A 25,468-nucleotide genomic window follows, 5' to 3' on the forward strand; every position below is an offset into this window, starting at 1 on the left:
CACGGCGGTTCGCTGACCCTGATCCGGCCCAGCCTCGGGGACTTCATCGCCGATCGGTCCGAACTGCTCCGACGGGCCGCCGATGTGTTCGAGTGGGTGCGCTCCAAGGCGCTTGAGGTCACCGTAACGGGCCGCTACGCATTGTCCGAAGCCGCCCAGGCCCACAGCGATCTGGAGGCTCGGCGTACCACCGGCAAGCTGCTCGTCATACCCGATGCGGCCGCTATCGGACGCCGCGAGGAGACGCAGAGCTGATCGCGGGTGACGAGGTCGGGGATCTTGGAGACTGAGATGTCGACGGCATGGCCGACCGTCCACAACCTCCCGGGACGGAGCACCTAGCGCTTTTCGAAGAGCTGGAGTGTCTTGGTTCGGCGGGCGTCGAGACGCTGGGACACGGGCTCGGGGAAGCGGATTCCCTCGTAGTAGTTGCCGACCTTGGTCTGGTCGTGACACACCGGGGCAGGACCGCGGTAGCGGCCGATGCAAGGGAGAACGGCGTTAGCTGTCTCCCAGCAACGGAAGATCCCGCTACTCAACTCCTGCCGGCACCCCGGAGAGATCGAAGGACGCAGGACGGCCAGCGGAACCGTGACGTCACGTTCGACGTCACCCACGGCCAGAAGGACCCCAAGGCCGGGAACATCATCCGCGGTTGACGTCCCCTCCCACGTTTCTCTGCAGTCAAGAGCTGCCCGCCCGCCTTGCCGAGGGGTGAGGGTACCCGCAACTCACACGCCGGTCCCGCTCCTGAGCCGCGCCTTCTCGAATTCGGACACCGGGTCGCCTCCGACGCTCCAGGGCCAGGCCGCGACTATGCCGTTGATCGCCTCGAAGACCGGACGGGCCTCGCCTCGCCGCTCGGCGGCCACCAGCGCGTAGGCCAGCAGATTCAGGTCCGCGAGGGCCGCCGCGTGGTGGAAGAACCCGGGCTGGGCCCAGATGTGTGCCGCACGGTCGAGGGCCTGGGCGGCCGATCCGCGCGACCAGTGGTGGCGTGCCAGCAGCGCCTCGACTCCGCCCCGGGTGAGGACGGATTGGTACTGCAGAACCTGGGCGGTGAGCTCGGTGGCCGCGCAGGGCGCGTTCGCGGGAGTGCGGGCGCGGACCGCTTCGACGAAGTCCAGTACCTGGATGCGCGATCCCATCTCCTCCCGCCCCAGATAACGCAGCATGCCCAGGTGCGCCTCGCGGTTCCAGCGGTCGCGGGCCACTACCTCGTTCAACAGACCGAACACCTCCGGCTGGCTGCGGCGCTCCAGCCGTGACAGGCCCAGCAGGACCACCCAGGGAGTGGGGTCCTCCGGCGCCAGTTCGGCGGCGCGTAGACAGCTGTCGGCAATGCCGGCCGCGTCCTCCAGAGACCCCCGGGAGCGTCCGCGTTCGAGCTGCGCCCATGCGGACAGAACGAGCGCGCTCGCGTTGCGCGGCTCACGAGCGGCCCAGGCACGGGGCCCGTGCGATTCGGACAGGTGGTAGGCCAGCACGGAGAGCTGGTGCGTGCGGCGGTCCCAGTCGGCCCGGCTCTGGTCCAGGAGGCGCGATACCTGGGCCATGAACAGGTCCATCGTCCCGATTGTGCCCGTACTTGCCGTCGCCTGGAGGGACTTCAGCAGCCGGCCGAGGGCAGCGTCGTCGAACTCCAGGACAACACGTGCCCGCCTGCGGCGACTTGAGAGAAAGGCCATGCACGGAGGCTAGAGGTGACGAGCCGTGACGCAAGGTGTGCACCGAGATCGTTATCAATTCCATCTGCAATCGAGCCGTTACCTGCCGGTACGTGAGACGAGGCGCGTTGCGCGATGGTCGGCTGTGCCGGGTGCTGTACCGGGATGTGCATCAAGGGCCTGGCCCACGCCGACGACCTCCAGTTGAGGACCGTGCTCTGTAGCCGTCGCTGCAGTTCACAGACGGGCGGCGACCTGCGGCCCGTACCGCTCGACACAAAAACGTGACAACCCGGCCGCGAATGCCTCGATGCTGCGCAGCGCGTAGTGCCCGGCGTCCCACGCCGCGTGCAGGTGGATCTGCAGCGGTTCGCCCGTGCTGTCGAGGATCAGCAGCGGGTGCAGGTCGAAGCGGGGATCGTCGGAGACCACCGCGACACCATGGCCCGAAGCCGCCATGGCCTGTGCGACGTGCGGGGTGTCGCATTCGAGCACGATGTCGTACGAGGCGTCCGCATCCTGCACGGCGTGGTCCAGGATGCGGCGGGTGCCATGTGCCGGGGTGAGGACGATGAGGGGCTTCGCGGCAAGTTCCCTGATGGTGACGTCATCGCGGTCCGCCCAGGGATGGTCGGCACGGACGTAGGCCCACAGCGGCAGGCGGGCCACCGGGGCCCCGGCGAAACGGTGCCTGGGAGGTGCCGAGGAGATGGCTACATCGGCGCCACCCGCAAGGGCCTGGTAGGCACGTGCCGGACTCTCGGCCTGCACGGTGACGAGCGGATCCTCCGGCCCCCAGGTGGCCAGGAACGGCGCGATCACGTCGGTGATGGTGGTGAGCGGCGCCGCCACGGTGATCCGCATGGCACGACCGGCAGCCAGCGCACCGACTGCGGCCTCGGCGGCGTCCGCCCGGGCGACCAGGTCGCGGGCCAGGGGAAGAAAGCGCCGCCCGCCCGCCGTCAGGACCATCTGCTTGCCGCCGCGATCGAAGAGCGTCATCCCCAAGGACCCTTCCAGGCCGCGCAGTTGGCGCGACAGTGAAGGCTGGGCGACGCGGACCACCTCGGCAGCCTTGGTGACGGAACCGGTCTCCACGATGGTCAGGAAGTAGCGCAGCACTCGAATTTCCATGGCGTGGTCCCTCGGGCGACGGAGGAGGCACGACACCTTCATGCCTCAAAGGCATGATAATAAACCCTTCCAAGTATTTGAGGCTATGGCTGACTGGACGCATTCTTATCTCACCGGAACTTCTGGTTACCGGCACCCGAATCTTCGCCGACTTCTCCTCGTAGAACCCTCCCTTCGATTGGCTGGTGTCCCCCATGGCCCGCCCCCTGCCCCTGATCCTCGCCCAGGCGCCCGGCCGCCCGGCCGACGACCTCGCAGGCTTTGCCGCCGACGTGGAGCGGCGCGTGAAATTCCACGCCCCCGGCGCCCTCGTCGTCTACCCCGAACTGCACCTCGGCGAGAGCGCCCCCGGCATCCCGGCCGCCCCGGAGCAGGCCGCCGAGCCGCTCGACGGCAAACGCGATGCGGTCTTCGCCGAGCTCGCGGGGGATCTGGGCATCTGGCTGGTACCCGGCAGCGTCTACGAGCAAGGCACCAGCGACCACGTCCACAACACGACACCGGTCTATTCACCACAGGGTGAGCGCATCGCCGCGTACCGCAAGATCTGCCCGTGGCGCCCCTACGAGACGACCACACCCGGCAACCGGTTCGAGGTCGTCGACCTCGCCGGGGTCGGCCGCATCGGACTGTCCATCTGCTACGACACCTGGTTCCCGGAGATCTCCCGCCATCTGGCCTGGATGGGCGCAGAGCTGATCGTCAACGTGGTCCGCACCCCGACGAGCGACCGCGCGCAGGAACTCGTCCTCAACCGCGCCAACGCCATCACCAACCAGGTCTTCGTCGCCAGCGTCAACTCCGCCGCCCCATCCGGGACCGGCCGCAGCCTCGTCATCGACCCGCAGGGCACGGTGCGCGCCGAAACCGTCGACGCCAGCGACACCACCCTCACCGACGTGATCGACCTCGACGAGGTCAGCAACGTCCGCCGCCACGGCACCGCCGGCCTCAACCGGATCTGGGACCAATTCCGCCCCGGCGACCCGGCCCTCGAGCTCCCGCTCTACGGAGGCCGCATCGACCCCGCCACCTGGACCCCCGCCCACACCACCGAGGAGCCCCCGCGATGAACAGCGAGACCGGTAACAGCATGAGACTGAAGGGCGACCTGAGCCTCTTCTCGGTCGTCCTCTTCGGCCTGGCCTACATCTCCCCCGGCATCGTCGTCACGATCTTCGGCGTGGTCGCCGCCACCAGCGACGGCGTGGCCCCCACCGCGTTCGCCGTAGCCACCCTCGCGATGCTGCTCACCGGACTGAGTTACGCGAAGATGGCGCGCGCCGTGCCCGGCGCGGGGTCGGTCTACACCTACGCCCGCAAGATGCTCGACAGCCGCATCGGCTTCCTGTCCGGCTGGGCGATGCTGCTCGACTACTTCTTCATCCCGATGGTCGGCTGGCTGATCACGGCGATCTACTTCCACGCCCAGTTCCCCGCAGTACCCAAGTGGGTCTGGCTGATCGTCTCGGTGGGCCTCACCACCGGCATCAACGTCTTCGGCATGAAACTCGCGGACCGCGTCAACAAGGTCCTCATGTTTGTCGCTCTGGGGTCGCTGACCCTCTTCGCCACCCTGTGTGTCGTCTTCCTCGGCAAGCACGGCTCCTCCGCCCCCGCCACGGACGCCCTGTGGAACTCCGGCACCTCGATCGGCGCGGTCACCGCAGCCGCCGCCATCGCCGCATACTCCTTCCTCGGCTTCGACGCCGTCTCCACCCTGGGCGAGGAAGCCAGGGGCGGGGCCAGGACGATCGGCCGCGCCATCATCGGCTGCGTCATCGCCGCCGGAGTGATCTTCATCGTGCTGTCCTTCGTGATGCAACTGGTCCACCCCGGCGCGAAGTTCGCCGACGTCGACGCGGCCGCCTACCACCTGAAGGTCCAGGTCGGCGGCAAGACGTACGCCGAGATGATCAACTTCGTCACGATCGCCGGATCCATCGCCTCCTGTATCGCCCTGCAAGCCTCCGCCGCCCGCCTCATGTACGTCATGGGACGCGACGGCGCACTGCCCAAGGCCGTCTTCGGAAAACTGTCGGGAAAGACCGGCACGCCCGTCCTGAACCTGCTGCTGACCGCGGCCGCCGGTGTCATCGCCATCAGACTCGACCTGACCACAGCCACCTCGTTCATCAACTTCGGCGCCTTCCTCGGCTTCGCCCTGGTGAACGTCTGCGTGATCGCCCACCTGGTCCGAGAGCGCCGACACGGCCGCACCCCCAACCTCTTCTCGTACCTGGTGATGCCGGCCATCGGCGCCGGCGTCTCCATCTACCTGCTCACGAAGCTCGGTGACGTCGCACTCCAGATCGGCGGCGTATGGCTGGCGATCGGCGTCGTCTACCTGGCCGTCCTGACCAAGGGCTTCCGCCGGCCCGCACCGGAGATGACCTTCGACGACGACATCCCGGCCGCGGACAGAGTCACCACGTAGCTCCCCTCCCTCACTCGGGCTCGTCGTGCGGTGTCGCGACGCCATCACCCGGCCGTACGCCCTCCGAGCTGCCTTTGCCCTGCCTCCAGGGCCGGCTGCGGAGAAGTCGACGGAGGGAAGCGAGTCCATCAGCTCGCACACGGCGAAGCGGATGGCGCGGCGGATCAGACCAGCCGCGTACGCCTCCACCGACACCGGAAAGTGGACCCCTTTGGCGCCGCACCAAGCACAAGAGAGTGTCCGTCCCACGCTTACCTAACGCGCACCACCACCCGTCCTTGAAACCTGTCGCCGGTCGTGAGACCGCCGCCCCGGCCACGAAGCTGGGGCGGCAGCACCGGCAGCAGCCAGTGGGGGAACCCCAGACCCGGAACCGCCCAGGTTGCGGGCAAACGGGCAGCTTGCCTCGGTGACGAGTAGACATGCCCCGACCTCCGGGAAGCACCATGCGCCTCATCAACACCTCCTGCACTGCGCCGCGTCGACCCCTTGCCCTGGCTTCCCAGGTGCACAGCGTCCGCGTAACAGCACCAGCACAGGCCGGATCCGTCGGCCTTCTCAGAGAACGTGCCTCCGCTCTCTTCGCCGCCTGGGCAATGAGCGCCGACGCCCAGGCCACCGCGAAACTGGTGATCAGCGAGCTCTTGACCAACGCGGTGCTGCACGGACACGACGTGATGACGCTCGCGATCGCTCGCACCGGCCCGACGCTGGAGATAACAGTTACCGATCACGGGCAGCCCAAAACGGCCACCGCGCCCACTGACCCCGACGAGCACGGCCGCGGGCTGGCCATCGTCGCGGCTGTTACTCATGACCTGCAGATCGATGAGACGCCACGAGGCTGGCGAACTCAAGCACGCATGAAACTCGATTCCTAGTGGTCGGCCCCGGAAATCCTTCAGGGGTGACGTGAGGGTACGAGCCGCCCTGAGCCGTGATCAGTGTCATAGTGCCACCTGAGCCACGTTTGCCCTGCGGTTCGCAGCCTGCCATGGGTAGTTTCTGCACGTCAGCCGTGACCGTGCGTCCCCAACGTCGAGTCACGCACCGAGTTGTGCACGGATGAGCGTGTCGAGTCGCCGCCATGCCGGGGACCAGGCATTGACCGTCCCCTGCACGAGGGCCGGGATCTGGGGGTCCGCATTTCTGCCCGGGCAGGAAGCTGGTCGTCAGGTAACCATTGGCGCGCTCGACCAGGCCCTTCGCCCCCGGATCGCGGGGCCGCCGGCTCCCTGGTGACGGGTCAGGTCCGCGCCTACGACCTGCTGCGGACGCTCGGCCGCGAGGGCCGCCTGACCCAGCTCAGGCAGGTGTTCATGGAGTACGGGCGGATCGCCAAGACCCTGCACCTGTTGCGAGTGGTCGACCCGGTGGATGGCGCCTACCGGAGGCAGATGAGCCGCCAGCTCACCGTCCAGGAGTCCCACCGCAAGCTCGCCCGCGACATCTGCCACGGCAGGCGCGGGCAGATCATGCAGGCGTACCACGATAGCCAGGAGAATCAACTCGGCTCGCTCGGCCTGGTGTTGAACGCCGCCGTGCTGTGGACGACCCGCTACTTGGACGCCGCCGTCGCCGCGCTGCGTGAGCTGCCCGCCGAGCAGCGCGAGCACGCCGGCCTGGACCAGGACGTTGCCCGGCTGTCCCCGCTCCGCCACGCGAACCTCAACGTGCTGGGCCGATACAGCTTCCGGGCCTCCAGCCCGGCCGGCGGGGAGCTGCGGCCCTGCGCAACCCGGCCACGGACTCGGGCGACAACGAACCCACCGAGGACTGACCCTCCTCCCCGGGCCCTGTGCCGAACGGGCTCAGGAATGCGTGCGGCTGTACGAGCGCTGTCGGATCGACCCGCGTCGCATGCGCCGAGGCGATTTCAGGCCGTGACTTGGGGCTCGGCCGGGCTGAGGTAGCGCACGGAGGTCTGGTCGGCGTGCGGGGCGAGCAGACCCTGCAGTTCCTCTGCCGCGGTCTTGAGGAGGTGGCCGTCTCGTGTGGCGTGGAGGGTTTCGAGGACGAAGGCGACGTGGGTGGAGTTCTCGGTGACGCGGGTGCGGTGGGCGTCGCGGTGGTTCCAGTGGCGGGTCAGGACATCGGTGGTGTCGGTGTAGATGATCTCGCCGGGCTTCGGGTGTTCGATGGTGTCGGGTTCGCCGAGCGGGGTGAAGGTCTCGGTGCCGTCCGCGTGGCGGATGAGGACGTCGTCAGTGACCTGGTCGAGGTCGAAGGCGCCGGCAGGCAGGGCGTGGCGGACGGAGATCGCGTTGTAGGAGTCGACAGCCGGGTTGATGCGCGGCAGGGTTCCCTTCTTGGTGAGGCGACGGCCGAGGGCGTCGACGCTGGGGCGGATGCGGCGGGGGTTGGTGCCGAAGGAGCGGTAGGCGGTGTGCCAGGCCTCGATGCGGGGGTCGGTCTCGTCGGCGGGGTGCCAGGTGCCGTCGGCGAGCTTGCGCTCCAGTTCGTCCAGGGCAGCGGCGGTGTCGGGCCAGGGTTTGTGGCCGCGCACGCCGGTGGCGGTGACCAAGGCGATGAGTGTGTCGGGGAAGGCCTCGGTGACGGCGGAGTCGAGGTGGAAAGCGGTCATGGGCGTAGTTCCGTTCGTCCGGGTGGGTGGGTGGGGGTCAGGGCTTCCAGGTGCCGATGCGGTCCAGGCGACGGAGCTGCTGGCGTGCGGCGGGTGCGTCGAGGCCCAGGCCGCGTTCGGTGAGGTGGTCGGCGACGGCAGTGCGGTGCTCGACGGGCTCCTCGTCGTCGTACTTGAACTTGGCCTGCACGTCGGTGACTTCCAGGCGCAGGCCGCGGATACCGGACAGCATCCGGCCGTACGGGGGCCGGCCGACGGCGACGAGCGCGTAGTCGCCGTCCGGCTGGAAGTGGGCGAGCTGGTGGCGCAGCAGTTCGGCCTTGGCGTCGGGGTCGTCGACGATGCGGGCTCGGCAGGTGAACTGCACTGCGGTGTAGTAGCTGGTGGGGACGCCGTCGTGGGCCGGGGCGCCGGGTTCGGCGCGCCAGGGGCCGGGGATGAAGGCGTAGTCGCCGAAGACGGTGAACAGGACGTTCGGGTCGTGCTCGATCGCCTTCCAGGCCGGATTGGGCCGGGCGAGGTGGATCAGCAGGTCCTGTCCGTTGGGGGCGAAGTGGATGGGGACTGCGATGGGCGGGTGGCCGGGCGGGCCGTTGGCGCTCAGCAGGCCGAAGTCGTGGCCTTCGGCGATCCAGGTCTGCCATTCGGCGTCGTCCAGGCCGGCGTCCCAGGGGTGGACGAGCATGAGGGGTCTCCTTGCGTTCGGCGGTGTGGTGGGCTCGGGCGGGTTCAGGTCAGGGCGAGGAGGCTGACGGCGATGGCTGCGGTGCCCAGGCCGACGAGTTGGCTGCGGTGGATGCGTTCGCCGAGCACGGAACGGGCGAGCAGGACAGTGCCGGCCGGGTAGAGGGCGGTGATCACGGCGACGACGGCGAGGTCTCCACTGCGGGCGGCGAACAGGAACAGCAGGTTCGCCACGGAGTCCAGCACGCCCGCGGCGGCCGACATCGCGTACGCGGGCCGTTCGGAGCCGAGCCTGTGGCGCATCAGGGCGGCGGCGGCCAGGGTGACGGCCGAGGAGACGGCCCGGCCGATGATCAGCGGGGCGACCCCGCTGTCGGACGGCGCCTGGTGCAGGAAGATCAACTGGAGGGCGATGGCGGCGCCCGCACCGAGGGCCAGCAGCAATGCGGTACGCGAGGGGCGCGCCGATCCCGTCCCGGGTCCGGCGCTGGCCAGCACCACCGCCATCAGCGCGAGCGGCAGACCGACCAGTCCGGCAAGGCCCAGGTGCTCGCCCTGCAGCAGGCCCACGCCGACGGGCAGCGCGGCGGACACCAGCGCGGTCACGGGCGAGAGCACGTTCATCGGCCCGATCGCCAGGGTGCGGTACAGCAGGACGAAGGCGACGGCCGAGGCTAGGCCTGATGCGGCGCCCCAACCGAGGGCGCTGGCGCTGAACGAGGCGCCGAGCACCGGCCACAGCAGGAGTTCGGCCGCGAGAGAGGCCGGGGCAGCGATCATCACGGTGCGCAGCACATGGGCCTTGCGGGAGCCGAGGCCGCCGAGGAAGTCGGCGCATCCGTAGGCGAGTGAGCTGCCCAGGGCCAGCAGCAGAGCGATCACGGTTACATCCCTTACTATTCACTGGAACGACCAAACGGTACATCGGATCGACCGGCGGATGCCAACAGACCGACCGTGTAGTGCATTCAAATGGTCCAGTGGAAGGATGGTGCTCAGATGGCCGAAACGGCCGCAGCCCTGCGGACGGTCGCGAACAACGTCAGGGCGGCCCGTGTCCGCGCGGGCCTGTCCCTGGAGGAGCTCAGCCGGCGCGCGCAGGTCAGCAAGGGCGCCCTGGTGGGACTGGAGAAGGCCCAAGGCAACCCCAACCTGGCCACCCTCGTCCGGCTGGCCGACACCCTCGGCGTCTCGGTGTCCGCCCTGATGCAGGGACCGCCCGAAGGCCGCGTCCGCGTCGTGACCGCCGACGCCGTGGCACCCCTGTGGACCGGAGAACGGGGCAGCGAGGCCCGCCTCATGCTGACCACCTCGGGTCCGGCCCCCGTCGAGGTCTGGCGCTGGCAACTCGAGCCGGACGAGGAGTACCCCAGCCACCCCCACCAGGCCGGAGTCGTGGAGACTGTCAGCGTCACCGCCGGCCGGATGATCCTGGTCGTCGACGGCACCGAACACGCCCTCGAAGCCGGGCAGACCGCCACCTTCGACGGCGATGCCCCACACACCTACCGCGGCTCGGGCACCGATACCTGCCACCTGATCATGACGGTTCACCTTCCGCCCGGACCTGCTCCCACCACCTGACTCGCGCCACGCACGCGAAGGCCGCAGCCGTCTCGTCCCGAAACGCGCCCACCCCGCTACTCGGCGCGCGCCACGCGGCTGTGGCCAGGGCGCCGGACGGGCCGGGCAGTCCGGGCTCCTCAGCACCGAGCTGGAGGGCGCCGCCCTTGAGCCGTGCTCGCCGGGGATCACCGGGTACCGCTTCGAGCTGGGCGGGGATACCGGTGTGGCTCACAGATCGAGGAGCCGGAGGTGGCCGAAGGCGGGGATGAGGTCGCGCTCGACGCACGCGGCCTGGCCAACGTATGTGTTCGGCGTCAGGTGCGGCTCCTTCGTGGCGAGCCACTCGCGCAGGTAGCTCGCGACGGTGGTGCGGCGGTTCTCGTAGCCCCCCAGCTCGCCGTCGAGTACAGCCTTCATCTCCCGGGCGGCCCCCGCACGGCTGGCGAAGCCGCCACGTCGACGCGTACGGCCCTTGCCCTCCTCCCAGGCCAGGTCGACGCAGTACGGCCACGACCGGTAGCCCGCCTCCTCCAGCAACCGCACGGACCACGGACTCAACTGCATCCCGTGCCCGTCCGTACAACCACACCGCCGATAGACGGCTGGTCGCTCCCCAGGGCTCTGTGGGCCCTGCCGCTGCATCAGGCGCGCTCCTTAGCGTCGCTCAGGGGCCGCTTGCCGGACGGCTTGGTCCGCGAGGCGCATGGTCGCGGCCATCAGGTCGAGCTTGGCCGCAACGTCCGACCTGGTCACTTCCCACCAGCCTGCCCGGTCGTACATCCACCAGGACTCCCTGTACCTGGTGAAGTCGCGGATCGTCTCGCTCATGTACCAAGCGGTGCCGTCCGCGAAGGCAGCGTCCATGGCAGCGTGGCTGAGGTCGGCCGACATGCTCGGGTCATTGATCACCTTGCTCCCCCTCACGGCCGGATGGTCGGCTGGATGGTGGGGGCTTGCTGCGCCGGTGGCGGTTGCAAGAGCGGCGCCGACTCCACCTGGGGGGCCGGCGCGGTCGCCCTAACGTCCAGGCTCGGCTTGGGCTCCGAACCGGGGCCGCGGGAGGTCACGTCGATACTGCCGAAGTCGCTCGCGAGCTTCGCCCGGATGTCCTCGGCCATGATCTCCCCGCCGAGTTCGACGGCGGCACCGACGACGACGGCTGTGGTGGCGAGTCGGGCGAGGTAGTCGGGGCGCTCTTCGACGCTCACCTCGACCTTGTCCTCATAGCGCTCCGGGTCCTGCCGGTACACCTCCCACTCGACGGTCAGCTGGTCGACCGGCTCACCGCGCTCGGCGACGACGACGATTGCCTCGTAGACCTCTCTGCGGGCCCCTGCCTCGAATGCCTCGGGGTAGAGCCAGGCACTCACTTCCCGGACGTGCTCGGGGTGTTGAAGGAGATCGGCGAGCACGGTGTCCTGACGCTCAAGCCGGAAGTCGACCTGGGCCTCCTGTCCGCTCGTCGGCCGTGCTCGCGGCTCGTACAGCTCGGGGGCAGGCTCGTTGAACTTGGCGGACGGCAGAGTTTGTTCGGCTCGCTGTGCCAGACGGTCGAGCAGCGGGTCGGGCCCACGCTGGCCTGTGGCGGTCGTCCGGAGCCGGTCGACGTGAAGTGCGAGGTCCCGCCGGACGGCGGCTTCTTGGACGAGTCGGGCGTAACTGGCGATGTGGCGGGGCTGCGGCGCAGCGTCGGCAAGCCGTCGGAGGTAGTCGGCACCGACGCCCCGGACGGCGGCCCTCTGGGCGATCAGGTCCGGCATCCGGGTGGCGGATGCGGTCGGGTCGCTGGTTCGCGACTCGATCAGGGCGGTCAGCAGGGCGCGGTTGGTGGGGTGGGCCATCCGGTCCGGGGTCAAGTAGGCGATCTGGTCGAGCCGTTGGGGCTCGCGCAGTGCGGCACCGATCACGGCTTGCTCGGCACGGAGCGCGAGATCGGGGTTGGTCATCTGTTCGTCCTCGACTTCGATCCGGTGGTGGCTTCCCTGTATCGGTGGGCGGCGTCATCGGCGGCGGCCATCCGGGCAGCTGCCTCTTCGAGCCTCTCCAGGAGGTCCTCGTTGGCGACACGCAGCCAGTCGCCGCCCACCTCGACAGCCCACCAGGCATCGGCGAACTTCATGTACTCGGGGATGCCGGGGCTGATCGGCGTGGCGAGGCCGCGGGTGCGCGCGTCGTCCATCTGGGCGGCGGTGAGACGGTCGGGGCTGCCGGATTCGGCAGTGTCCGCGTGGGCGGCCAGCAGTCGGCTGGGAATCCCGGCCCAAGCGTCGGCTTCGGTCCAGCGTTTCTGGAGTTCGGGGGATTCAGCGGCCCGAACTTCCGCTCTGCGGTGCCCAGTTCGGCAAGCCGTGGCATAGACACCGGTCGCGTTCGCCACTACCGCGCGCAGTTCGGCGTGCCAGTAGCGGGCGGCTTGGCCCACCTGCTGGTCCGGGGCGGCTCCGTAGATCTCCTCGCGCCAGACCTTGAGTGCCCACAGCTCCTCGATCAGCCCGGGGTGCTCCGCCCAGCACTGGGGCAACCTCGATTCCACGGCCAGCTCGTAGCGGTCGTGGAGCCAGATCACCCAGTCGCAGAGAGTGGCCCAGGCTGCGACGCGTTCGGGGCCGGTCATGGTGTGCCACTCGACCAGCTGGATCCGAGGGTTCGCCACGGCGGTGGTTGAGCCTGTGTCGGCAGCTGGTGGGCTGTCGGCGCGGCGCTGTCGGAGGGGTCGAATCCGGGCGTGCGGGCGATGCTTGACTCGGCCGATCGGCGTGATCGCGTGCTCGGTCATCTCTGGTCCTGGAGCTGGGCGGGCAGGGTGCGGGTGGCTTCGGGGAAGCCCGGGCACAGGTCGGCGTCCGTGTGCGGCTCGGCGTGGTACCCGCTCCATGCGGGTCGCGGGGTCACGCGGCCACCACCTCGGCTGGGTCGAGCTCGCCCGCGCGGTAGCGCCGGGACCACTCGATGCTCTCTTCGTATGCCTTGCGGTCGGGGCCTTCGTAGTGGCGCTGCATACGGATCTTGGTGATGGGGGTGGTGGCGTGGATGACCAGGGCTTCGCGCTTCTCCTCGTCCAGGGTGCGAATCTCGTCCGGCGTGACGGTCTTGCGGTCCTGGAGGGTGGTCTGCATCGTGGTGCCGTGGCTGCCGCTCTGGTAGGTCGTCAGGGACTCGCGGTAGATGCCGGCCAGCTTGCTGAACTCTTCGAGTTCGTCGCCGCCGAGGCCGCCGAGGGCGACCTTGACGGTGGAGCTGCCCCAGAGCATCTCCGCCCCGTCGCGCCCCCAGACCTTGCGGGCCTGGGCCATGTTCTGGAGCACGGCGACGACGTAGATGCCCGAACCGCCGGCAAAGCTCATCAGGTCGGGCAGGTTGGGCAACGGCGAAACGTTGGCGACCTCGTCCAGCAGGGCGCCCAGTGGCGGGTCGAGTCGGCCGCCGGGTGAGCGGTCGGCGAGGCGTTTGGCGGTGGCGAACACCTCGGAGACGAAGGCGGAGATCAGCGGGGCGAGCGCGGTGGCCTCCTCCTTGTCCACCAGCAGGTAGATGGTGCCGTTGCTCCGCAGCCAGTGCTCGATGTCGATGCCGTTGCCGGCCTTGGGGACGAAGGTGACGCGGGCCCGGGGCGAGAAGAGGGGCGTCAGCGCGGTCTGCACCGTGCTGAACAGGTTCGCCCGGGTCTCACCGGGTTGCCGGTACAGGGCGTCCAGCATCTCGGCTACGCCGGGCTCGGCACGGTGGGATTCGGCGAGCAGCCGGATCGGCTCCTCGACCTGGGGATTGAACGCCCAGCGGAGCACATCCTCCATGCTGCGGCCGGTGATCTCTGCGGCGTGCAGCCACGCGGCCAGCAGGGATGTCGCGGTAGCGCCGAAGAACCCCGCACCGCTGGAGTCGGAGGTCTCGCTCTTGCCGATCTTGACCATCAGGTCCGAGCGTTTCATCGCCTTGCCGAAATCGGCGCAGCCGCTGGCGGGCGACCACTGCACCTGGTCCGGCCACTCGACCATGCCAGTCGGCGCCATTGCCAGGGTCGGGCCGAGGTGGCGTCGGATCAGCGCGGTCGCGTCGAGCACGTCGCCGCGGACGCTGGTGACCAGCATCGGGCCGTGCCACGCCTTGATCCAGGGGATGATCACCTGGCTGGTCTTGCCCTGTCGGGGGGCTGCGAGCATCAGCACGGAGTTCTCGATGCAGACCCACAACAGCATCCCCGCCATGGTCCGGCCGAGCTGCACCGCAACGTCTTCGGGGGTGAACCGGCTGCCCTTGAGGGAGGGCCGGACGATGAGCCCGCGCTTCACGACCGCGTTGGCGGATAGCGTCTTCGACAGCTGCCTCGTAGAGGCGAACCCACGTACGGATCGGCCACGACGCAGACGGCGCAGGGCGAAGGCGCACGCCGTGATCATCGTTGAGGCGACGAACCCGGCGGCGACGGCGAAGCCGACGGGACCGGGCAGGTCTGCGCGGACGGGCTCGGGCCAGGCAACCTTCGGGTCGTCCAGGTGGTGCGGAATCTGCTTGGCGACGGCGAAGGCGTCGCCGAACGGAACGGCGGGCCAGGCGGAGTGCGTGATCAGTCCGGCGACCTGGCCGGTGGCCCAGGTCCCCACGGTGACAGTGACCACCACGATGATCAGCAGAACGATCAGGTAGTCCGCTGGTCCGTCCAGTACCGGCCGCCGGGCGACGGTGGAGTTCGAGGCAGCCACCATCAAACGGCCATTCGCTCGTTCGTGTAGTACAACTGACGCTCGATCGGACTGAGGATGGTCTGGACGACGTGGCTGGAGTTCCTGCCGATCTTCCAGATCGCGCGGCCGATCTGTTCACCGCTCCACGAGGCGATGTGCGCGCACTCAGTGTCGGTCAGGCCGATCGCGTCGCGCGTCATCGCCAGGGGCGCGGTGTCCTGACGCAGGCAGATCCGTACGTCGCAGGACGCGATCAGGTTGCGGGCGATGCTGACTTCTTCGCTGCCCTGGGCGCCGACGGCCTCGAAGTCCGAGAGGCGGTGGGTGCTGAGCACCTGGATGGTGCCCTGTGCGCGGGAGAGCCGGAGGTCGGAGTCGAGCTTGCGGATCATCGCCGGCACGCGCATCGCTCTCCACAGCTCGTCGCGCACGACCAGGCGCACGGGCCCACCGGGCTCGTCGATCGCTGCCTGACCCCAACTCGACACGCAGGCCAGGGTCATGGCCACGGTCTCGTCGCCGCGGCCGTCAATCCGGGACAGGTCGACGGTCTGGATCGGCGCTCCGAAGTCCGGCCTGACGGTGGTGGGGCCGTCGAACAGCCCACTGAGGGAGCCACGGACCATGTTGCCGAGTGCGTCGGCGGCGGGCCGGATCATCTCGCGCAGTTCGCTCACGTCGTCGCCGCGGACGCGCAGGTCCTCGGCCATCTCGGGCAGTGGGTCGCGCAGCAGGGCCCAGACTTGCGGGATCGTCGGGTCAGTGAGGTGGCTGGCGCCGGTGGCTTGGCCGGAGGCGTGCTGGATGGCGAGGGAGAGGGCGGCTTCCTCGGTGGGCGTCAGGTTGCGGCCAAGTCGCATGACCAGCAGGGAGGAGAGCAGGGTGATGCGTCGACGGTGGACTTCGTCCAAACGCTCGCGCAGTTCCTCCGGATCGGTGGGCAGATGGCTGCCGAGTGGGCCGGAGTCCAGCGGGTTGAGCCGGTTCCGCAACCCCGGTCCGAGTTCCACCGGTTCGACGCCGAACGCCCTTGCCAGCGCGGCGTACTCGTTCTTGATGTCCCCGAGGATGAAGGATCGGACACCGTAGGCGGCCAGACGGGTCACCAGTGCCTTGATGGTCGCGCTCTTGCCGGTGCCCGGGACTCCGGTGATCAGCAGGTTCGGGTTCGTGATGAGCCCGCGATGCAGCCACTCGATCGGATGGCAGGAGAAGGCCCCGCCAGCCAGGCAGTCCACACCGATGTAGGCGCCCGCCGGGGGCATGGACGCCCCGTACAGCCAGGGGTACAGCCCCTGGACCTGACCCGTGCTGCCTCGGAAGACTGCGGTCTGCGGCATCCTCGGTGCCCTGCCGGCGTACGGGCGGGCGTAGCCACGCCGGGGCGCAACTGGCACACAGCGCTGCTTCGGTGCCTTCTGCTTGCCGGAGATCGCGGCCACCGGGGCCGGGCGGCCAAGGACATTGGTCAGGTCGAGAATGGGGAGGTCTGGAGCGGATCGACGGAACATCACGCCACCCGCTTCTTGGGCAGACCCATGCCGACCGGCAGCGCGCCGATGGCGAACCCGATGTCCTGGGCCATCCACATCCGCTGAAGTTCGATCCGGCCCTGGTTGGCGTCGGCCTCCAGCGCAGCGCAGGCGTCTTCGAGGTCGGCCGGGTCGGTGACGGTGACGGTGCAGTAGGCGGTGTAGCGGACCAGGCCGTGGCCAGCCGCGCGCTCCTGGTCCTGCGCCTCGGCGTGGCGGAGAGCCTGCTTCTCGTGCTCCGGGATGATCTGGCCGGTCTTCTGCCGCATGCTGACGGCGACCTCGCGGGCGGTGCGTTCCTGCATGACCTCGCGTTCGGCAGCGCGGGGGCCGCGCGGCTCGATGTGCAGGTTGAACGTCCGGCGGTACATGCCCTCGCCCAGCAGCGGAGCCAGAGCGGTCGAATGCACCTGGTTCTTGGGCCAGTTGAGGACGTTGTAGGTGACGGAAACGGCGCCGTCGTGCTCGTACCGGCCGCGCCGGTTCCAAGCGGCGGATGGGCCGGCCGCTGCCGGATCCACTCCTGCTTCGAAGGGGACCTCGTGCCCGCGGAAGACGGCTGCGGTGGCTGCCGCCTTCCGCTCGGCGAGCATCCGGCTGGAGTCCGGGTCGAAGGCCGTCCGCATGACCTCGGCGAGCTCACGGGGGTTGAGCCAACTCTCGACCTGGAGGTCCGCGGAGGCGATCGAGGATGTCAGGGCCCGCAGGTGGCGGACCAGGACGGCGGCGGCTCCGGCCGTGCCGCCGCCAGCTGCCTTGATGGGACCGGCGGCGCGGGCTGCGTCCATCGTGATCGCGAGGTACGCCTCTCGCTGGCTGGTGGCGAGGGTGGCGCTGGACAACAGTGACTTGGTGATATCGACCGCGACGGTGGGCGCCTCGTCCGCAACGTGGTCGGCGTGCCAGCGCTGGAGCGCGGCGCCGGACTCCGGGACCAGGCGCTGAAGCGCCTGGATACGGATGATCGGGTTGCCCTCGGTGCACATCCCGTTGAGCAGCTGACCCCAGCTGGCCACGCGCTGGTCGCGCCGGTGGGAGTCGACCAGACCGATGCCAGGAAACCGCACACGGGCGACTGCCGTGTGGGTGCGGTCGAGCTGGTGGTGGACCACGGCGATCGGGGCACCGCCGCCCCCGTCGGCTTCGAGGATCGTCAGCGGGGCGAGGATGCCGGGCAGGTCCATCTTCGGCTCGGCCGTGCCGCCCCTGCGCGGTGCGAAGGCACCGGAGAGGAAGCGGTTCTGCCCGCGGAATCGGAGGATTTCGAAGGACACGAAGGCGACCGCCCATTCGTCAACTGTTCGTCCGGCGATCCGGACGAACGCGAGAAGGAAGAGAACAAAGGACAGAGGCCAGGTCACGAGGCCGGCCCGGACGTGGGAGATGGCGAACGGCCAGATGGTCAGGAGGACTGCCGCCCCGAGCATCGCCGCCCGCTGGGCAGACAGGCCGAACAGGAAGTTGACCTTCTCCTGCTGCCACCCGAAGTAAGTGCGGGTAGCGGCCCTGTCGGTGCTCACGACTGGTCGCCTCCTTCGGGTTGGTCAGGGTCAGTGGTCGTGGCGGGCGGCGCGCTCGGGCTGTCGCCCCGGACGGCCTCCGGCCGGGGCACATGGGGACGGTTCACCGGGGCCGGAACGGGAGTGGGTGCCTGTTCCTGGGGTACAGCCCGCTGCGGGCCAGGGGCTGGCCCTGTCGTGTTGAGCGGGGCCGCACTGGTAGCCGACCGAGAAGTAGTGCCCGGGGCCTGCGTCGCTGCAGGCACCGCCGCGCCGGACGCGGAGGGTGCGTTGCCCGAGCTACCCGGTTGGGGCACCCTGGGCGGAGAGCCCGGCCCGGGACCGCTCTGCGGTGCGGGCCCTGCTGAGGTGCCACCGGCCGCTGCGGCACTGGCGGGGACCGCAAGCATCTCGATCGTGGGCGGGTCACTGCGCGGGGTACTAGCCACCCGCAGATCCGGAGTTGCGCCTTGGAGCGCCTGCTGATGGTCCGTCTGCTGGCCGACCGGTTCGACCGGAGAGTCCTGCTGTCCCGACCAGTCCGGCTCCGGCTGGTCCGGCAGCAGTCCGCCAGCGGTGGGCAACGGCGCGCCCGCGTTGCGGTTGACGTACCCGGCCGGTGTCGCGGCGTAGGGATTCGCCCCGGGCGCCCCGGCATGCCCAGCCATCTTCTCCATACCACCGGCCAAGCTGTTGGCAGCTTGCTGCGCAAGCCGCACCCCGGCAGCCGCAACCATGCCGATCGGACCGGCTGCGGCACCACCACCGGCCGCCGCACCTCCGGCGCCGCCAGAAGCTGCACCACCGGCAGCGCTTCCGCCCTTGCTGGCGAAGCTGCTCATGGTGCGGCTGGCACTCTCCTGACCGAAGGAGTCAGGGGAGGGGCCGGACGTCGGCCCACCGGCCGTGCTGAGGCGGCCTCCAGCGAAACCGAGCAGCGCAGCGAGACCGGCGCCCCCTCCGACCTGGACGGATGCGAAAGTGAAGAACCGCGCGATCGCGGGCCAGGCGAGCGCCGCGAGCAGCAGGACGAGCATCCCGGAGAGGGTGGTCGTCAGGTCCTGGCTGTCCCCGGCCATGGCGAAGCCGAGCGCGAAGACGAGCGCCACGATCGGCTTGAGGATGATCAGCTGGACAGTCATCGCGACGAGCTTCGACCACCAGGACTTGGTGGACTCCGACACCTGTCCAGCCGCACTGATCGGCGACGTCGCGACAAGCACCGCGATGGCCGCGCCGCGCAGCAACATCTCGAACCACAGCACCAACGTCAGCAGGATGCCGATGATCGACAGGATCAGCACCAGTGCGACCGAGTTGCCCGGTGGCATGGACACCAGCTTGGAGATCTTGTCGCTGAACGCCTGTTGCCCGCCCAGGCTGTTGTCCACGATGTACTTGGTCAGCTCGTCGCTGGCCACCAGAGCCGTGGAGGCGATGGTCAACGTGAGTGCGAAGGCGAGGACCGCTCGCCCGAGTCCCACCGCAGCGGTGGCCAGGGGCCGACCGTCGTGCGTCACGGCGGAACGGATCACCTGACCGATGACCAGCAGGCACGCCACGAGCGCCGCCACCCCCAGAGACATCGCGTAGACACTGCGTATGCCATGGGCAGCGAGGTCGACGGGCGGGATCTTGACGAAGGCGTCGGCGAAGACTTTGAGCAACTGCGTCAGAGCGTCGGCGAAGGACTTGCAGATCGACTCCCAGGCGGAGGTCGCCAGTTTGCCGACGGCGTCGCCTGTCAGGCCACCGAGCACGGTGTCGCTGACGCAGCCGATCGGATCGGTCAGGCCGCAGGGCATGCCGTCCCCCCGTTCATGGTGCTCATGGTTATCGCTTCAATTCCTGCCAGCCCTTCGCCGATGCCTGGGGACTGCCCGGCTCGGCGATAAGGCTGGTGTAGTCGGTAGTGGACTTGCCCGACGGGGATGGGATGCGCCAGTCGCCCCCGGACCAGATGAGGTCGAGCGGGTAGACGCCCATGCGGGTCTGCATACCGCTGCCCGGCACGCTGGTGGTGTAGGTCGCCAGCAACAGCACCTCGATGCTGTCCGCACGGACGGCCCGCACCTGGTACTCCACTGGCGACAGCACGACCGAGGACCCCGGATCCAACTGGCCGCTCACGGACAGCCCGAGGGCCTTGCGCGTCGCAGCCGGCCCCTTGGCCAGGGCATCCGCCGCATCGGACCAGGCGTCGTCAGCAACGATCCGGCCGACGGCCGCGGCCCGATCGGCCTCCAGCGTGCTGCCGAGCTGCCGCCAGTACTCGACTGCCGCCGACACCGCGCCTACGCTGGAATGCGGGTAGCCCACCGCGACACCGTTGACCAGGCGCGCCCCGCGCACGAGCTGGAGCGGGCCAGTCAGTCCGGTTGAGGGTGACCCGCTGGGCTGCACGCCGGTGACCGAACCCGGCGCCGGGATGGCGGCTGGCGGTGTGTACACCTTGGGGCTGCTGGGACCGCTCTCCGACTGGATGGCGACGCCAACAGCGATGAAGCCCAGGAAGACAATCACGGCGACGAGAAGGAGCGGAAGAACTCGGCGACGCGGACGACGGTCGAGGAACTCGTTCATGGCGATTCCCTAGGCCGCGGCACCGAAGACGGTGTTCACGAGGGGGATGGCACAGGCGGTGACGATCACGCCGCCGAGGCTCCAGACGAGCGAGCGCTTGCCCTTCTCTGCCGAGTCAGGCCGGTTGCTCAGGTGGCCGATGCCCATGAGACCGCCGGAGACCACGGCCGCCACGGCACACGCGATCAAGGCGCCCCACTTGGCGTACGACAAGAGGAGTTCGGCGCCCTTGGACCCATTCGTGGGGTCGGCCGGAGCCGGATTCTGGATGTCGGCGAGGTACTGGACGACATGCAGGGTGGTGGACATAGAGGCTCCCGGAAGTGCGGATGTGCCAGCGGCCTGCAAGGCCGGTTGGCTACAAGGAGCCGCCCCTGCTCGATCGGCGCGGGGAGGCAGGAAGCCCTGGCTTCGGAGTCGGCACGCCAATAGGTGCGATTCACTCTGGCTAACGGGCTGTAGGCAAACGATAGACGTACGTGAACAGACCCCGTCAACCAAAGTGAATGTGAGGAGCCTCACCACAACACTCTCTGTTTTCAGTGGCTAATAAGCGTCACTGTGCGCAACGATGAGGCCCAGTCAGCCGAGAGGAGTGCTACGCGCGTCATGTCAGACGAGATGCCCCCCGAGGGTGGAATGGTCGCTGCGCGGCTCACCCACCTCTTCAGCACCATCCACCCCGCCGACCGAGGGCCGTACAGCAACCCGGAAGTCGCGAAAGCGATCAACGAGAAGGCAGGCGACCAAGTCCTGAGTGCCACCTACCTGTGGCAGCTGAGGACAGGCAAGCGTTCTGACCCAACTCACAGTCGCATCAAGGCGATCGCCGATTTCTTCGGGGTCGACGTCGCCTACTTCTACGAAGACGACGCCGCCCGCCGGACCAACGAGCAACTCAGCCTCGCGGCCGCCCTGTCTGATCCGCTGATCCGGCAGCTGGCACTCTCTGCGAACGGCCTCTCCAACGAGACCCTTCGGGCAATCGAGGCCATGATCCAGTCGGCACGGAAGATCGAGGGCCTCACCACCTCCGACCAGACGGGCGAGTGACGCGCACCACTGCACCGGATCATCACAACTTCATACACCCCTCACGCTCTGGGCAACCGTTCGCATACGCTTCTGCAAGTCCGGGGGCGAGTGACCGACTGACCACGTCACCTCGTAGCAAGTGCCTCCCGATTGGGAGGCATTTTCATGAGCGCGATCTTCTGCGGTGCCTGGCGGCCTGGCCGTCGGCACGCACCGCCACAGGCAGACCCGGGCACACCTGCGGTTCCACCGACCCACGCCGCGAAACCACTGGTGGCGTCGACGCTCCGCCTGGGCGCCGCCGCCCCGGATCGCACTGCTGGCGCCGACTCGACCCCGACTGGCCAGCCTGTCCCATCAGCACTGGCGGCCCTATTTCCCGACCTTCTGCCGGCCGCACTCCAGCACATGCTCGGCGGACCCTGAGCCTCCTCCGGTGAACCCGTTCCGGATGATGCCGACCAGGGCCGTGCCCCACGAGACGCCGAACGGGACTCCTTCATCCTGGCTAATTTGTTGGCCTCATCACGTTCACTTTGGTTGACCTGACTACCTCACTTCAGCCTATGGTTTGAGCCCATTCCATTAGCTGAAATGAAGTGCCTGGCGCCCGTTGCGCGCTGGCCACCTGAGGTGCTCGTGAAGCAGGCAGCCCAGATAGCAGTCGTGGCAGTCCTCGCGCCGTTCGGCGTCGTCCTCGGCGTCGCGCTCTCCGGCGGTAGCGCGTCGGCGACAACACCACTGGCCGCAGTGGGTAGCGGCATCGGGGGGATCGGCTGTTTCAAGCCGGTCGGCCCCGAAGAGGCCGTCGCCGACGGGCAGCAACTGACCACCGAGCAGATCAACAACGCTCAGATCATCTACCAGGTGTCCGTCCAGCTCCAGCTTCCCGCGCGCGCCGCAGTTGTCGCCCTCGCCACCGCGATGCAGGAGAGCACGTTGACGAACCTGGCGTGGGGGGACCGTGACTCGCTGGGCCTGTTCCAGCAGCGGCCGAGCCAGGGATGGGGAACCGCGGCCCAGATCATGGACCCCGTCTACTCCTCGAAAGCGTTCTACGCCCAGCTCGTGAAGGTGCCACTGTGGGAAGTCCTCCCGGTCACCGTGGCGGCTCAGCGCGTACAGCGGAGCGCCTTCCCCGACGCCTACGCGAAGTGGGAGGGGACGTCCCAGCATCTGGTGGCCACCTTCGGCGGCTCTGCCACCAACTGCTCGACCGGCAACGGCGACGGGGGCGGAGGAACGGCAACCGAGACAGTCCTGCCAGCAGGCTTCTCCCTCCCGGCCGGCACCCCGGTCCAGGTCGTCACGGCGATCACCTTCGGCGTCTCCAAGCTGGGCATGCCCTACCAGTGGGGCGGTACGGGGAACCCGAGCTACGACTGCTCGGGCCTGCTCATGCGCGCCTACGAAGCGGCTGGGATCCATATCAGTCGGACGACCTTCGAGCAGGTCTACGACGGGACGCCCGTCTACAACGCCTCCCAGCTCAAGCCGGGCGACCTGATCTTCCTGGCCGGCTCCGACGGCACCCCGAGCGCACCCGGACACATCGGGATGTACCTCGGCTCGAACCTGGTCCTCGACGCCCCCCGAACTGGAAAGAACATCCAGATCACCACGTTCGCCGGCGGTTACTGGGACAAGGAAGCGGTGGCCTTCCGCCGCATCGTCCCGTTGTAGATGCCGGTTGGACCGATCAGATTCCGATCGAGTCGTCACCAGGTTCTCGGTGTATTACCACCAGGCCCTCGGGCAGGTGAATTTGCCCTGGCCGCTCGTTCGAACACCGACGAGCGGCCGGGGTTGCCCGGCCAGGGCCAGCCTGGCGCGGCAACCGCAAGCGCACCAGAGCGAGGTGGCTAGGTTTCGGCAGTTGGCTCAGGAGCCAACTGGGGCGTCGATCTTCGCTTTCGCGACCACACTCACCGCTGTCGTCGCGGCACCCAGCCCCGTCAACAACCCCGTGATGTCCGCGATGCTGAGATTGCCGCCTTGGACGGCATAGACATGGCCCCTCTGCGCTGATTCGCCGATGGCGACCGCCCCATCCGATCTGGTGGCGCCGGGCCCAGACCCGCCCTCATCAATCGGCTGACGAGGCGCCTCATGGTCGCCATGGTCGGCCGTCTCCTCGCCAAGAGGCTCAGGTTCCGTTGACATGGCGTCAGAGTATGGCTCCAAGCCTGATGCGAATAGGGGACCGACCTCACCCCGAGCACCTCGCTTGACTTAGCTTGGCATCTATCCCCGCCGGGCTTAGTGCAGAGAAGTTGGTGACGACTCGAACGGACGGTTCCCCCTCGATACGCTGACGCCTCAAGTACGACCGGGCGTGGATCATCAGACGGAGGACGCTGTGAGCGGGGAGTTGGTCATCGCAATCACGACTGCGGGTGTCAGCGTGAGCGCCGCCGGGATCGCGATCTGGCAGGCCGTCATCGCGAGGCGCCAAGCGACGACTGCCAAGGATGCAGCTTCGTTCGCCCAGCGACAGGCTGCCGCCGCCGAGGTTGGGGCTGTTGCTGCCCAGGAACAAGTCGCACTGATGCGCCGTCAGCTCGACGCCGAAGACACTGAGCGCCGACAGGCTCGCGGCCCGGAGTTCACCGTCACCTCCGGGGTCGTCGACCGGGTGACGGATAACAACTACGTCCGGGCGGTGGTGACGCTGCGGCAGACCTCCGGTCCATCGCTGAGCTCCATCGTGGTCATCGCAAGCGGACCGGTCATGACCAATACTCAGGACACCCGCGCGCAGTTCGGTCCGATAGCTGCTGGCGGAAGCGAGACGATCACGTTTGATCTGGACTGGGATGCCCCGTCCGAGGGCCGGATCGTCCTGAACCTTGAGTGCGTGGGGAACTCCGGGGACTGGTGGGAGCGATCGGTGTCGCACGACCTCGTCCCTGTGCCTGACCTCTCCCCCCGGTTCCGGCGGCTGTGACCGGAAAGGAACCGGTACCCCCTCTCACGATTGAAGGCTGGGGACCTCGCCGTTCGCGGTGAGGTCCCCAGCCTTCTGTCTGCTCACTCCCTAGTGAGTGTCCCTCTATCTATGGCGGTCCATCCTGTGGAAGCCACCCTCCCTTCCGAGGGTGGCCACTCGACATGAACGCCTCCGGGTCGAACATCGAGGATCAGGCCGCGGAGGTACCGGCCGGTGCCGTCCCGGGAGGTCGAGAGCCAGTGCCGACCGACCCAGGTGGCGGGGGGCTGCTCGGCGTAGCGGTTGTGGGTGAAGTTCTGCATGGTGATCTCCTGCGGATGCTGGTTTTGGGTGTCCGAGCGGCGCTGTGGGCAATCAGCAGCCCTCAAGGTGGGCGGGGCGGCTGCGAGACTGCGCCCAGCCGGGCCGGTCGACGCGTGGGGAGCGCCTCCCGTCCCCCGGTCACCGCGCTGCCCGGTTCCAACTGCGGCCGTCGCGCACCAACCCCGTCGAGGCCCACAGTCGGACATCCGCCGGCCGGTAGTGCCGAGCCGCATCTGAGCCCTCGGTGTACTTGGGCCCGATGCCTGCGACAGTCAACTCCCGCAGGTCCGAGGTCGTGATGCCGAGATGGAAGGCCGCGTCGTCCACGGACCACCAGGAGTGGCGGCGGGCTGCGTTGCTCGACCGCTTCATCGCGCGCTCCCCGTGTCGGAGGAGCGGGCTTCCAGCCACTGCCGCACGTCGGCAGGGTCGTAGCGCCTGTGTCGGCCCACCTTGAAGCTCCGCGGCCCGGTGCCCTTCCAGTTCATCTGGTAGATCGACTGCGTCGGCAGCCCCAGGAACTCCGCGAGCTCCTGCAAGGACCACAACCTGTCCGTACTCATGAGTACTCACATTCATCTCGTTCGTCATTTCGACAACCTGAGCTGTCGTTTGAACAACCGAGATGAGCATCAGCCAGGCCTAGCCAGCTTGTCAATACGACTCATTCATTTGTCATATCGACAAGAAGGCCGCGAACTGCAGCCACCAAGGCTGGCGACCCGTCGAAACGACACCAGTGGCAGCCGGCTCTCTGTCGATTGCACAATCGAGAGACGGTAGGTAGAGTCGCCGATACGACAAGCAAGGAG

Annotated in this window: 26 protein-coding genes and 1 pseudogene; 9 read left to right on the forward strand and 18 right to left on the reverse strand. The window is 68.5% G+C overall.

Annotated elements, in window-relative coordinates; all coding sequences use genetic code 11:
- On the forward strand, nt 1-255 hold a 255-nt coding region (locus ACXJMZ_RS10360), incomplete at its 5' end, for a zinc-binding dehydrogenase (RefSeq protein WP_457029709.1).
- Between the two features lie 476 nt (nt 256-731).
- On the opposite strand, the gene ACXJMZ_RS10365 is transcribed toward ACXJMZ_RS10360, so the two are convergent.
- Nucleotides 732-1,568 carry a hypothetical protein gene (locus ACXJMZ_RS10365; RefSeq protein WP_457029710.1) on the reverse strand — a complete coding sequence of 279 codons (837 nt, stop codon included), beginning with the start codon at nt 1,566-1,568 and terminating at the stop codon, nt 732-734.
- 336 nt (nt 1,569-1,904) lie between these two features.
- Nucleotides 1,905-2,789, reverse strand: coding sequence for a LysR family transcriptional regulator (locus ACXJMZ_RS10370; protein ID WP_457029711.1), 885 nt, complete (start codon nt 2,787-2,789; stop codon nt 1,905-1,907).
- Between the two features lie 206 nt (nt 2,790-2,995).
- Between ACXJMZ_RS10370 and ACXJMZ_RS10375 the strand changes: the two genes are divergently transcribed.
- From ACXJMZ_RS10375 to ACXJMZ_RS10390, 4 genes and pseudogenes are all read left to right on the forward strand, one after another.
- Nucleotides 2,996-3,874: a carbon-nitrogen hydrolase family protein gene (locus ACXJMZ_RS10375; protein ID WP_457029712.1), complete on the forward strand. Its 879-nt coding sequence runs from the start codon at nt 2,996-2,998 to the stop codon at nt 3,872-3,874.
- A complete protein-coding gene (locus ACXJMZ_RS10380) occupies nt 3,871-5,238 on the forward strand; it encodes an APC family permease (protein WP_457029713.1) in 1,368 nt (455 codons plus the stop codon). The genes ACXJMZ_RS10375 and ACXJMZ_RS10380 overlap by 4 nt, the downstream gene beginning before the upstream one ends.
- A gap of 446 nt (nt 5,239-5,684) precedes the next feature.
- Complete coding sequence (locus ACXJMZ_RS10385; RefSeq protein ID WP_457029714.1) at nt 5,685-6,119, forward strand: ATP-binding protein; 435 nt, start codon at nt 5,685-5,687, stop codon at nt 6,117-6,119.
- Nucleotides 6,120-6,464: 345 nt separating this feature from the next.
- Nucleotides 6,465-6,968 (forward strand): annotated as a pseudogene (locus ACXJMZ_RS10390) (Tn3 family transposase); the annotation flags it as partial.
- 146 nt (nt 6,969-7,114) lie between these two features.
- Here ACXJMZ_RS10390 and ACXJMZ_RS10395 read toward each other — a convergent pair.
- Genes ACXJMZ_RS10395 through ACXJMZ_RS10405 form a run of 3 tightly spaced genes read right to left on the reverse strand, consistent with a single transcriptional unit; the run spans nt 7,115 to nt 9,388 of the window.
- The gene (locus ACXJMZ_RS10395; protein ID WP_457029715.1) at nt 7,115-7,822 is read right to left on the reverse strand and encodes a B3/B4 domain-containing protein; all 708 of its coding nucleotides are present in this window, start codon (nt 7,820-7,822) and stop codon (nt 7,115-7,117) included.
- Nucleotides 7,823-7,859: 37 nt separating this feature from the next.
- Nucleotides 7,860-8,507 carry an FMN-binding negative transcriptional regulator gene (locus tag ACXJMZ_RS10400; protein WP_457029716.1) on the reverse strand — a complete coding sequence of 216 codons (648 nt, stop codon included), beginning with the start codon at nt 8,505-8,507 and terminating at the stop codon, nt 7,860-7,862.
- Between the two features lie 44 nt (nt 8,508-8,551).
- Nucleotides 8,552-9,388 carry an EamA family transporter gene (locus ACXJMZ_RS10405; protein ID WP_457029717.1) on the reverse strand — a complete coding sequence of 279 codons (837 nt, stop codon included), beginning with the start codon at nt 9,386-9,388 and terminating at the stop codon, nt 8,552-8,554.
- 117 nt (nt 9,389-9,505) lie between these two features.
- Between ACXJMZ_RS10405 and ACXJMZ_RS10410 the strand changes: the two genes are divergently transcribed.
- Complete coding sequence (locus tag ACXJMZ_RS10410; RefSeq protein ID WP_457029718.1) at nt 9,506-10,090, forward strand: helix-turn-helix domain-containing protein; 585 nt, start codon at nt 9,506-9,508, stop codon at nt 10,088-10,090.
- Nucleotides 10,091-10,300: 210 nt separating this feature from the next.
- On the opposite strand, the gene ACXJMZ_RS10415 is transcribed toward ACXJMZ_RS10410, so the two are convergent.
- From ACXJMZ_RS10415 to ACXJMZ_RS10460, 10 genes are all read right to left on the reverse strand, one after another.
- Nucleotides 10,301-10,636: a tyrosine-type recombinase/integrase gene (locus ACXJMZ_RS10415; protein WP_457029719.1), complete on the reverse strand. Its 336-nt coding sequence runs from the start codon at nt 10,634-10,636 to the stop codon at nt 10,301-10,303.
- Between the two features lie 90 nt (nt 10,637-10,726).
- Complete coding sequence (locus ACXJMZ_RS10420) at nt 10,727-10,996, reverse strand: hypothetical protein (RefSeq protein WP_457029720.1); 270 nt, start codon at nt 10,994-10,996, stop codon at nt 10,727-10,729.
- Nucleotides 10,993-12,018 (reverse strand): DnaB-like helicase N-terminal domain-containing protein, encoded by a 1,026-nt coding sequence (locus tag ACXJMZ_RS10425; RefSeq protein WP_457029721.1) that lies wholly within the window; start codon nt 12,016-12,018, stop codon nt 10,993-10,995. The genes ACXJMZ_RS10420 and ACXJMZ_RS10425 overlap by 4 nt, the downstream gene beginning before the upstream one ends.
- Entirely contained in the window at nt 12,015-12,848 is an 834-nt protein-coding gene (locus tag ACXJMZ_RS10430) for a hypothetical protein (RefSeq protein WP_457029722.1), read from the reverse strand. Before ACXJMZ_RS10430 ends, ACXJMZ_RS10425 begins: the two co-directional genes overlap by 4 nt.
- 112 nt (nt 12,849-12,960) lie before the next feature.
- The gene (locus tag ACXJMZ_RS10435; protein ID WP_457029723.1) at nt 12,961-14,775 is read right to left on the reverse strand and encodes a type IV secretory system conjugative DNA transfer family protein; all 1,815 of its coding nucleotides are present in this window, start codon (nt 14,773-14,775) and stop codon (nt 12,961-12,963) included.
- Nucleotides 14,775-16,094 carry a VirB4 family type IV secretion system protein gene (locus ACXJMZ_RS10440; RefSeq protein ID WP_457029724.1) on the reverse strand — a complete coding sequence of 440 codons (1,320 nt, stop codon included), beginning with the start codon at nt 16,092-16,094 and terminating at the stop codon, nt 14,775-14,777. The genes ACXJMZ_RS10435 and ACXJMZ_RS10440 overlap by 1 nt, the downstream gene beginning before the upstream one ends.
- A 170-nt stretch (nt 16,095-16,264) precedes the next feature.
- Nucleotides 16,265-17,806, reverse strand: a complete 1,542-nt coding sequence (locus ACXJMZ_RS10445; protein ID WP_457029725.1) for an SCO6880 family protein — start codon at nt 17,804-17,806, stop codon at nt 16,265-16,267.
- Entirely contained in the window at nt 17,803-19,590 is a 1,788-nt protein-coding gene (locus ACXJMZ_RS10450; RefSeq protein WP_457029726.1) for a hypothetical protein, read from the reverse strand. The genes ACXJMZ_RS10445 and ACXJMZ_RS10450 overlap by 4 nt, the downstream gene beginning before the upstream one ends.
- Before the next feature lie 28 nt (nt 19,591-19,618).
- Nucleotides 19,619-20,368 carry a hypothetical protein gene (locus tag ACXJMZ_RS10455; RefSeq protein ID WP_457029727.1) on the reverse strand — a complete coding sequence of 250 codons (750 nt, stop codon included), beginning with the start codon at nt 20,366-20,368 and terminating at the stop codon, nt 19,619-19,621.
- 9 nt (nt 20,369-20,377) lie between these two features.
- A complete protein-coding gene (locus ACXJMZ_RS10460; RefSeq protein ID WP_457029728.1) occupies nt 20,378-20,677 on the reverse strand; it encodes a hypothetical protein in 300 nt (99 codons plus the stop codon).
- A 300-nt stretch (nt 20,678-20,977) separates the two neighbouring features.
- Here ACXJMZ_RS10460 and ACXJMZ_RS10465 point away from each other — a divergent pair, with 300 nt between their 5' ends.
- Both ACXJMZ_RS10465 and ACXJMZ_RS10470 read left to right on the forward strand, forming a co-directional pair.
- Nucleotides 20,978-21,421, forward strand: a complete 444-nt coding sequence (locus ACXJMZ_RS10465) for an XRE family transcriptional regulator (protein WP_457029729.1) — start codon at nt 20,978-20,980, stop codon at nt 21,419-21,421.
- A gap of 648 nt (nt 21,422-22,069) precedes the next feature.
- Nucleotides 22,070-23,086: a C40 family peptidase gene (locus ACXJMZ_RS10470; RefSeq protein ID WP_457029730.1), complete on the forward strand. Its 1,017-nt coding sequence runs from the start codon at nt 22,070-22,072 to the stop codon at nt 23,084-23,086.
- Nucleotides 23,087-23,284: 198 nt separating this feature from the next.
- Here the strand turns inward: ACXJMZ_RS10470 and ACXJMZ_RS10475 are convergent, their stop codons facing one another.
- Nucleotides 23,285-23,566, reverse strand: coding sequence for a hypothetical protein (locus ACXJMZ_RS10475; protein WP_457029731.1), 282 nt, complete (start codon nt 23,564-23,566; stop codon nt 23,285-23,287).
- Nucleotides 23,567-23,762: 196 nt separating this feature from the next.
- Between ACXJMZ_RS10475 and ACXJMZ_RS10480 the strand changes: the two genes are divergently transcribed.
- On the forward strand, nt 23,763-24,350 hold the full coding sequence (locus tag ACXJMZ_RS10480; RefSeq protein ID WP_457029732.1) for a hypothetical protein: 588 nt from the start codon (nt 23,763-23,765) through the stop codon (nt 24,348-24,350).
- Nucleotides 24,351-24,794: 444 nt separating this feature from the next.
- Here ACXJMZ_RS10480 and ACXJMZ_RS10485 read toward each other — a convergent pair whose 3' ends face one another.
- Nucleotides 24,795-25,028, reverse strand: coding sequence for a hypothetical protein (locus ACXJMZ_RS10485; RefSeq protein WP_457029733.1), 234 nt, complete (start codon nt 25,026-25,028; stop codon nt 24,795-24,797).
- On the reverse strand, nt 25,025-25,195 hold the full coding sequence (locus ACXJMZ_RS10490) for a helix-turn-helix transcriptional regulator (RefSeq protein ID WP_457029734.1): 171 nt from the start codon (nt 25,193-25,195) through the stop codon (nt 25,025-25,027). The genes ACXJMZ_RS10485 and ACXJMZ_RS10490 overlap by 4 nt, the downstream gene beginning before the upstream one ends.
- Nucleotides 25,196-25,468: the final 273 nt, after the last annotated feature.

The sequence above is a fragment of the Kitasatospora sp. P5_F3 genome (assembly GCF_054049135.1).